This window comes from Phormidium tenue FACHB-1050 (assembly GCF_014696925.1).
In the GTDB taxonomy this organism is placed as follows: Bacteria; Cyanobacteriota; Cyanobacteriia; order Pseudanabaenales; family Pseudanabaenaceae; genus Pseudanabaena.
In genome coordinates this window covers 57,134-66,205 of sequence record NZ_JACJQY010000030.1, presented here as the reverse complement: position 1 = coordinate 66,205, position 9,072 = coordinate 57,134, and the positions used below count along the sequence as shown (strand labels likewise).

The window sequence follows — 9,072 nt, the reverse complement described above, 5'->3', positions numbered from 1 at the left end:
TCAGATTAAGCTTACTGATCGACAAAATCTAATTTTGCAGTTTCTCGGGGCCTCTTCTCGTAAATATTATTTTTTGTCTTAAATAACCTGCTGAATGTAGGTTGCAATACTATGGAAGGGATGTGGGTTGGTTTACGCAATTTCCTGCGTCCCTTTCGCGGTATTCACAAAAAGTATTTGTATCTGTATGTAGCCATGTTTGAGTGGTCATACAATCTGCGTTGGATTGATTTTGACTTCCTGCGTCGTCTTCTTTTTCCTCCTTCCACCTATTTCCCTACATGAGCGAAAAATTCAAACAGCTAAACGACAGCTATATTTTTGATTTGAGATCCTTCGCTATTGCTTTGCTATTTTCCAAAACGAACCAAAATAGCCAAATATATCCAACCCAAGGAACTATTCCAAATCTAAAATCTAAAAAGTTTTGCCTTTGTATAGAGTTCCACAATAATAAAGGCATTGAAGCGATCATTATCCCTATGCGAATCCACAAGGTTGTAGTAATAAGTTTCGGTCGGTTTAGTAGAATTTGCTTTAATAAAAACGCAAATAGAAGAAAGAAAATACCAAAAATAACATCAATTCCAAAATTGATATAAAGCCAATTTAACTCACTTGGAGTATATTTTGAAGTAAAAATTTCCACGAAAATATGTTTGGGAAAAGCAAATACTAGAAGCTATCCGACCAGACCGAACCCAAGAAAGAAGAAAAATATTCTCATTACACCAATTGTTATCGAGGTAATTGAACCTTTCTTAACAAGAATGTTATTACATTTTACATTGTACTGAACTAAACTTGAAAGAGTAGGTTTAAAGGTTACGTTATACTTAACATTTTCTCCATTTTCAATCACTTCAAAGTGATGAGTAGATGACAAACCAAAATTTTGTTTTTCAGAAACCGTTTCATTATCGTAAATGATGCTCTCTTTACCACTTAAATCACAAGACAACTGTAGCTCATGATCATTGACGCTAAAACAAGTTGTAGACATGGGTAGGGATTCCTCTTTTCTCAGCGAATTTAGATCTCAAAGTTGTCTTTATATATCTCGCCATCACTAAAGTATGGAGATTCTATTCATCAAATATATCTGAGATTGAAGCAGGTATGCAAATATTTGGATAGAGAGTTTCGAGCAAGTCTAGAAATCCAAAATGCGAAGCATTTTAAGTACTCTCGAAAGTTTTAGGTTACCTAATTTCGCCGTGCTTGTCTTGGATATCTGCTTATAACTTCACTTATTCCCATAGTCTATTAATTGAATATGCATCAAGCTTTTTGTCTGCAATAAAAAAATCACGATCGCCACTTCACCAAAATCAACTAGCGATCGCCCCACACTAACAAAACAACGAGAAAATAAGTGATCGTAAAGGGGAATAAATGGCAACATTTGCCTAAAAATGAATCAATTTACGATCGCCTCAAAAGGCTAAATGTGTCGTTAGTTTCATTTTGATAAGATCAGTATGATGCTGTTCGATATGTCTTTGCACAAAAAAAAGGCGATTGAGGCGATCGCCTTTTTGGAATGTGATAAATCCATTGTGTGAGCATATTTGCACTGTAGCTAAGAATTATCAAGAACTTAAAAAGTTTTTGCTTCGCTTGAGTAAAAATTTGCGGGTGCTATTGTTTCACTGGTAAGAGCTTCGTGGGGTAGATACAGGGAGCCTTAGAACACTACCTCAATTCCCCCCCCCCGTAGGTCTTCTGAGTAAATGTCTCTAGCTAGTCCTATTGGAACTGTCGCCGCCCCCACCTATAGGGTTCCCCATTTTTAAATACAATGAACTCGTTAGCATTGAGAAAGTTAACTTCAAATTCATCTTGGGAGGGAATCACAACATTAATTCTATTTCCAATTTCTTCTTTCCAAATTCCTCTCCATAAATTTCCAGCATTTACAGTTTTATTGGAACGAAAAACCCATGGTACTGATTCAGCATCGGATTTAACCCCATTTTCATATGAACCAACTTTCCAAGATGTCTCATTCACGAATTGATAATCGAGAGCGAAACTAATCGATGGATAACTGAGATTTAAGCTGGCTAATGGAAAGAATAAAAAAAGCAAAGCAAAAAGGAATCTTTTCATGTTTGAAGAATATAAGAATCGAATTTTTTTGATCGTAACCGATAATTTTGCATTCAATATTTTTCTTTACAAAAGTTTTATCGTTTTTTGTAGAAGACCATTTTAGCCATGATACATATTGGGTAAGGCTTTCAAGCTTAGTATTATTTTTTGTCCGTTTGCTGCTTGATCCTTACATAGGTTTATCACTTTGCATCGCCCCTTCAATCCCAAAAATCACGATCGCCACTCCACAAAAAACAAACAGCGAGCGCTCCCCTCTATCGCCCCCAAAAAATCACGATCGCTACTCCCAAAAATTCAAACAGCGATCGCAATACAAAATCACTTGCGATTCAAAATTGATTTTAAATCCGATATTGAGCGCCAAGGTTTTCTTCTGTGCAGCATCCTGTGGCAATTCGAGCATACTATTGCTAGATCTTCAACTTTGGTTTCTGTTTCTCCTGTAATTTCCGACAAAGGTTTAGTATGATGAGCCTCTATAAAATCTTCTCCGTATACCTTCAAGAAAGAGAAACCACAGACTGAGCAGCATAGAAAGGGATCACGAAGTTTCGCCTTCTTTTTAGCCAAATCGACTACAGTCTTATCTCTCTCTATTAACTTGTGTAATCGCTCAACCTTTTTTCCTTCAGAGAAGGCTAGTTCATCGTCTTCTTCCTTAAAGAAAGGCTGTTTAGCCAATACAGGAGTCTCAACTGTTTTTATACTATCAGGTTTCAAAACAATCGTTTGGTTCACAGATCTTATATTTTCTTCAGGGTCAACTTTTTCACCAGTCGGTTTAAATTCGTCGACACCATTCTCGTTATACCCCAAAATTATAGATATCGCTCGAGATGGAGACTTAAAAACAACATCTTCGGCAAATTGATAACCATCACCATCAGGCTTTTTTTCTAATTTTTTAGCCTTAATAAGGTCGCTCCTTATTTTTAGATATGTTTTGTATCTAGTTTTTTTGGCTTCACGAAAATCTGGAGAAAGTTCCGAATCACCAACAGCAAAAGAGCCTTTTAAAACTACAAATTCTTTTCTGTCTTGATTTTTATAGTATCCAAATGCTGTAATTCCTTTTAAATCGCATTTAAGTTTGTCATATTTCATGAATTTGGCACTGATGAGTTAACTATGTATTAAAACGAAGGAAAAACTATTTCTAACTAATCTGACGCGATCGCAGACGGAAATATTAATAATTATATAATGTAAATTTCTGGATGCAACGATACGAATCGGGTTAACTAAGCCATGTATCATCTAAGCTGTAATAAATCCGCAAGAAATCCGTCCCATTGACATGAGCAATCAAACCTCAAAAATTACCTATACCTTTACCGATGAAGCCCCAGCCCTAGCCACTTACTCCCTACTGCCTATTGTGCAAGCTTTTACAAAAGCCGCCGACATCGAGGTTGAACTCAAAGATATATCTCTGGCTGGGCGGATTATTGCGAATTTTCCTGAGTACTTAACCGAATCGCAGCGTCAATTTGATGCCCTTGCAGAACTGGGAGCATTGGCTCAAACTCCTAGCGCCTATATAGTCAAGCTCCCGAATATTAGCGCATCCCTGCCACAGTTAACGGCAGCGATCGCTGAATTGCAAGCCAAGGGTTATAACATTCCTAACTATCCTGCTGATCCGCAAACTGAAGAAGACAAGGCGATTAAGGCGAAATATTCTAAGGTGTTGGGCAGTGCGGTTAATCCAGTATTGCGTGAAGGAAATAGCGATCGCCGTGTGGCTTTAGCCGTTAAAGAATTTGCTCAAAAGCATCCCCATTCCGTTGGCGCATGGTCAAAGGATTCTCAATCCCATGTATCGCACATGGCAGAGGGTGATTTTTACGGTAGCGAGAAATCGGTGGTAATTCCCAAAGCTGGCGTAGTCAAGATTGAATTAACCAAAGCTGATGGATCCACTCAAGTTCTCAAAGAGAAAACCCCTGTATTAGAAGGCGAAGTCATTGATGCTTCGGTGATGAGTGTCAAGGCTTTACGGGCTTTTTATGCTCAAGAAATTGCTAAGGCTAAGGAAGAAGATATTTTGCTGTCTCTCCATGTCAAGGCAACGATGATGAAGATCTCTGACCCGATTCTCTTTGGTCATGCGGTGACAGTCTATTATCAAGATGTATTTGAGAAGTATGCTGACACCTTCAAGCAATTGGGAGTTAATCCCAACAATGGTTTAGGCGACGTTTACGCCAAGATTCAAGCTTTACCTGATGAACAAAAAGAAGCGATCGCCGCAGATTTGCAAGCAGTTTATGAGAAGCAGCCACGTTTAGCAATGGTCAATTCCGATAAGGGAATTACAAATCTGCACGTTCCTAGCGATGTGATTATTGACGCATCCATGGCGGCGACAATTCGTACATCTGGCAAGATGTGGGGCGCGGATGGCAAGGCTTATGATACCAAGGCAATGATTCCCGATCGCTGTTATGCCACGATTTATCAAGCCTGTATCGAGTTTTGTCAAGAAAATGGAGCCTTTGATGTCACCACAATGGGAAATGTCGCCAATGTGGGCTTGATGGCGCAGAAGGCTGAGGAATATGGCTCCCATGATAAAACTTTTGAGATTCTTGCGGATGGGGTGGTGCGCGTTAGCGATGAATCGGGAACTGTTCTCATTGAGCATAATGTCGCCAAGGGTGACATCTGGCGGATGTGTCAAACCAAGGACTTACCAATCCAAGATTGGGTCAAACTTGCTGTAAATCGAGCGAGAGCAACGGGTAATCCTACAATCTTTTGGTTAGATGAACATCGCGCCCATGATGCGAATCTGATTATCAAGGTGAAGACCTATTTACAAGACCATGACACCACAGGGCTAGATATCCAGATTATGTCACCTGTAGCAGCGATGAAATTTACCTGCGAACAGATTAAAGTGGGTAAAAATGTGATTTCCGTAACTGGTAATGTCTTGCGGGACTATCTCACGGATTTATTCCCAATTCTCGAACTCGGTACTAGCGCCAAAATGCTCTCAATCGTGCCATTGCTCGCTGGTGGTGGACTGTTTGAAACGGGTGCGGGTGGTTCTGCTCCTAAACACGTTCAGCAGTTCCTTGAGGAAGGGCATTTGCGCTGGGACTCCCTCGGAGAATTTTTAGCGATCGCTGTTACCCTCGAAGACCTCGGACGCAAAACCAACAATGAGAACGCAATGATCTTGGCTAAGGCTCTCGATCAAGCGAACAGTCTCTATCTCAACAACGATAAATCGCCTTCTCGCAAGATTGGCGGTATTGATAATCGTGGCAGTCATTTCTATATCGCGCTTTACTGGGCCCAGGCTCTAGCGGAACAGGATCAGAATTTGGAACTACAGTCAAAATTTGCTGAATTGGCGCAGATCTTGGCGGATAAGGAAAGCCAAATTATTCAAGAGTTGAGTGCCGTTCAAGGTCAATCCGTCGATATTGGTGGCTATTATTTCGCTGATTGTGATAAAGCTAATCAAGCGATGCGCCCTAGTCAGACTCTGAATGAGGCGATTAGTTCACTCCATTGATACCAATTCCCGAAGCCCTGCACTCAAGTGCGGGCTAAAAGCTCAAACCCGTTGAAACGGGTTAATTTATAATATTCTGTAGTCCACTTCAGTGGACTTGAGCTTTTAGCCAAGAACTTGAGTTCTTGGTTTATTTGCATAAATCCTATAGATTACAGCAATTCCTTAAAGTCGCTTCACTTTACTCTTTAGAACCTTCTCTTCAACGTCATTGATTTGGACTTCTCGCAATCTCGTTGCATAAGCAGGGAAAGGAAATCCAACCAGCAAAGGAGATGGAACTTCAGGCTGATGGATAAACATGCTGCCTGATTTTAATAATAGCGATCGCTTCCGACAAGCACCCGTCAAAAAGTTGTATTCAGGGCGCTCCACCTCGGCGGAGTCCAGACGACCAACTACTCGCACCGCCGCCTGTCCGACTACACGCCGTTCTACTTCAGAAGCAGTTTGTTGTGCGCCAATCAAGATAATTCCTAGTGATCGTCCTCGTTCGGCGATTTCCACGAGCAAGTCTTTAATAGGGCTACGACCTTCCTTAGGCGCATATTTATTCAACTCATCAAGGACGATAAAGACAACAGGATATTGACCGCGCTTTTCCTTTTCCATGAAGAGTTTTTGCAGCAGCACGCCTACTACAAACTTTTGGGCTTTACTGCCGAGCTTATTGATATCAGCGATCGTTAACTGATATTCCGCAGCTAGCGGATCGAGCTTATATTTTTGTAATTCTTCGGGTGGAAGATCGCCTCGAATGAGATGTCCCATTTCATCGGCAATTCCCCAGAGGCGACGGGTTAGAGCCTCCGCAGTTGCAGGAGCATTGCGCCCTAGCCATTTCTGATCGGGATTCTCCACTAATTTATCTTCGAGAAATTCAATCAAATCCCGAAATGTCTCTACCTTATCTTTGCCATCTTCTCCATAGGCATCATCTAAGTCCAGACTAGCTCTAGGCAAAAATCCTAGCTTCTTATCATATTTATCATTATCCATTGCCAATCTGGCTAGACGTTCTTCAACAATACTTGCCAAAAAGCCAATATTTCCACGCTCAAGATCATCACCTGCAAATAAGAACCGAAATAGGCGATCGCGACAAAATTCGCGCATCCCCCATACATATGCCGAGATATTATCGGAACGTTGATCGAGATGCGGTTCTATCTCTTGGGTATTTTTCTTGGGCGCAACACAAAAACGGACATCCCGAAAAGGTTCTACGGGTAAATCGAGGGCATGATAGGTATGGCGATCTTCCTCACGCATTTTATTGTTGGGTTTATCTAAGAAAAATAAATCTTCCCCTTTGACATTAAAAATGAGTGCTTTCGTATTTGCTCTCTTAGACCCCAAAGCCGCCGAATTAAAAATAGAATGTAGTAAAAATAAAGCAAAGGAAGTCTTCGTTGCTACCCCCGAAATCCCTGAAATATTGACATGAGCACCCTTTGTGCCATCAATAAATTCATAGTTTAAATAGGCTGGACTTCCATTTCGCATAATCCCTGCGGATATGCGCTGCTCCATGCCATCGAAATTTAGCGCAAATCTGAGATTCTCATCTTCAGCTAAATAAACAGCATCGCTCGGTTGTGGTGGTAAATATTCTTCAGGCTCAATCCGTGTGACTTGGATATGGGCAGCATAGGACACATTCACAGGCATACTGCCAGTAGTAACTAGAAATGTATCCGTATCAAATTGGGTTCCTTCATGGATCGTTCTCACATGATCAACCACACCATAAAAGTTGACAATTCCCTTTTTATCGGGGCGATCGGTTTTTACCTGTACAACATCATCGAGACGAAGGACTTTGCCATCACTTACGGCTACCCAAAACTCAAGCGGGGTTGCATCTTTGGTTCCTAATATATATCCAATCGGCTCGATCATGTGCTTAATTATGGAGATTGATGATTTGAGAATAAGACAGAATTTGCATAGCAAATTCTGTCTTGTTTTGATTATCTATTTCTACTTGCGACTTCTTGCTTAATAGCTTGCAAGGTGTCACCTAAAGCTTCTTTGAAAATGCTATAAAAAGCGTCAGTAGGTGTACCACCCTTGGGCTGAGCATTAACAGTGTAAGTAATCAAAATTTGAGTAGGTGGACGACGTGGCACGGTGGAGACAGGTTCTATTTTCCAATATCCTTCCATTTTGGCAAGATCACCATCAACAAGTCGAAAATCAATTTGTTTGCGATCGGTTTCCTGAATGGCAAGTTTAGTACGCGAGACAATCGAAACTAAGAAGACTTGACGCGAATCTACCTGCTCAATCACCTTGCGGTTACCACGATTTTCAAGGATCTTACTAGAAGTCATGTTGGGAATAAATTTGTAGAGATTAGCATAGTCGGTCAAAACTCGCCAAACTGCATCAGTTGAGGCTGTGATTAGCACTCTTGCTACATATTTACCATTACTACCTGTGACTACAGTTTGCCCCTTGCGAAGAGAATCACGCTGGATCGAAGGCAAGCGATCAACTGGTCCATCAAATAGGGCGGCTCGTGCGGGGAGCGTTGGTGTGCAGCAAGCGATCGCGATCGCCATCAACATCGCTGATCCTGCGGAAAGTTTTGTCACAATTTTCTTGCCTAATTTCTGACCTAGTTTTTGATGGGATTGCATAGACTTTAGATAGGATGAATACTCTGTCATGGAATTAAGTTCTTGTGTATGTATATCAAAATTTGTGGGATTACGAAACTCGATCAAGCACAAGCGATCGCTCAAATGGGTGTAAACGCACTGGGATTTATTTGTGTAAGGGCTTCACCACGATATATCAGTGCAACGGCAATTGCTCAAATCACCTCTAGTCTACTCGCTGCTCAGGCGGAGATTGCGGAAGGTAGTCCCAAATTTGCTGAGCTAGATTTGATTGGCGTATTTCTCAATGCAAGTTTTAGTGAAATTTGTGAAACAGTTACGCAAGCTGGACTGAATGCTGTGCAACTCCATGGTGATGAATCTCCAGAATTTTGTACTGAGATGCGATCGCATCTCAACATTATTAAACCGAAAATCAAGCTGATTAAAGCATTGCGAGTCAAGGATCAAGCTGGTTTAGAGCAAGCACATCTTTTTAGTAATGTTGTGGATGCAATTTTACTTGATGCTTACGATCCACATATGGCAGGAGGCACTGGCAAAACTCTTGATTGGCAGATGTTGCGCGATTTCCGCCCAGCTTGTGACTGGTGGTTAGCAGGAGGCTTATCACCTGAAAATGTTGCCGAGGCGATCGCTTTGGTAAAACCACATGGTTTAGATGTATCAAGTGGGGTCGAACGGACTGCTGGGGATAAAGATTTGTCGAAAGTTGAGAAGTTTATTCAAAGATGTATTGGCGATCGCACAGCATTAGCCCACCACTCAAGTGCTGGCTAAAAGCCCAAGTCTGCTGAA

Annotated in this window: 9 protein-coding genes; 3 read left to right on the top strand and 6 right to left on the bottom strand. The window is 41.2% G+C overall.

Going from position 1 to position 9,072, the window contains the following annotated elements:
- The first annotated feature begins 111 nt into the window (after positions 1-111).
- The gene (locus H6G05_RS16950; protein ID WP_190579616.1) at positions 112-285 is read left to right on the top strand and encodes a hypothetical protein; all 174 of its coding nucleotides are present in this window, start codon (positions 112-114) and stop codon (positions 283-285) included.
- A 397-nt stretch (positions 286-682) separates the two neighbouring features.
- On the opposite strand, the gene H6G05_RS16945 is transcribed toward H6G05_RS16950, so the two are convergent.
- From H6G05_RS16945 to H6G05_RS16930, 4 genes are all read right to left on the bottom strand, one after another.
- Entirely contained in the window at positions 683-1,003 is a 321-nt protein-coding gene (locus H6G05_RS16945) for a hypothetical protein (RefSeq protein WP_190579614.1), read from the bottom strand.
- A gap of 243 nt (positions 1,004-1,246) precedes the next feature.
- On the bottom strand, positions 1,247-1,405 hold the full coding sequence (locus H6G05_RS16940) for a hypothetical protein (RefSeq protein WP_190579612.1): 159 nt from the start codon (positions 1,403-1,405) through the stop codon (positions 1,247-1,249).
- A gap of 344 nt (positions 1,406-1,749) precedes the next feature.
- The gene (locus tag H6G05_RS16935; protein ID WP_190579610.1) at positions 1,750-2,169 is read right to left on the bottom strand and encodes a hypothetical protein; all 420 of its coding nucleotides are present in this window, start codon (positions 2,167-2,169) and stop codon (positions 1,750-1,752) included.
- 267 nt (positions 2,170-2,436) lie between these two features.
- Complete coding sequence (locus H6G05_RS16930; RefSeq protein WP_190579608.1) at positions 2,437-3,222, bottom strand: DUF4357 domain-containing protein; 786 nt, start codon at positions 3,220-3,222, stop codon at positions 2,437-2,439.
- 193 nt (positions 3,223-3,415) lie between these two features.
- On the opposite strand from H6G05_RS16930, the gene H6G05_RS16925 reads away from it, so the two are divergent.
- Entirely contained in the window at positions 3,416-5,647 is a 2,232-nt protein-coding gene (locus tag H6G05_RS16925; protein WP_190579606.1) for an NADP-dependent isocitrate dehydrogenase, read from the top strand.
- Positions 5,648-5,812: 165 nt separating this feature from the next.
- Here the strand turns inward: H6G05_RS16925 and H6G05_RS16920 are convergent, their stop codons facing one another.
- Complete coding sequence (locus tag H6G05_RS16920) at positions 5,813-7,549, bottom strand: ATP-binding protein (protein WP_190579604.1); 1,737 nt, start codon at positions 7,547-7,549, stop codon at positions 5,813-5,815.
- 71 nt (positions 7,550-7,620) lie between these two features.
- A complete protein-coding gene (locus H6G05_RS16915) occupies positions 7,621-8,322 on the bottom strand; it encodes an SRPBCC family protein (protein WP_190579602.1) in 702 nt (233 codons plus the stop codon).
- A gap of 18 nt (positions 8,323-8,340) precedes the next feature.
- Here H6G05_RS16915 and H6G05_RS16910 point away from each other — a divergent pair, with 18 nt between their 5' ends.
- A complete protein-coding gene (locus tag H6G05_RS16910) occupies positions 8,341-9,054 on the top strand; it encodes a phosphoribosylanthranilate isomerase (RefSeq protein ID WP_190579600.1) in 714 nt (237 codons plus the stop codon).
- Positions 9,055-9,072 lie beyond the last annotated feature (18 nt).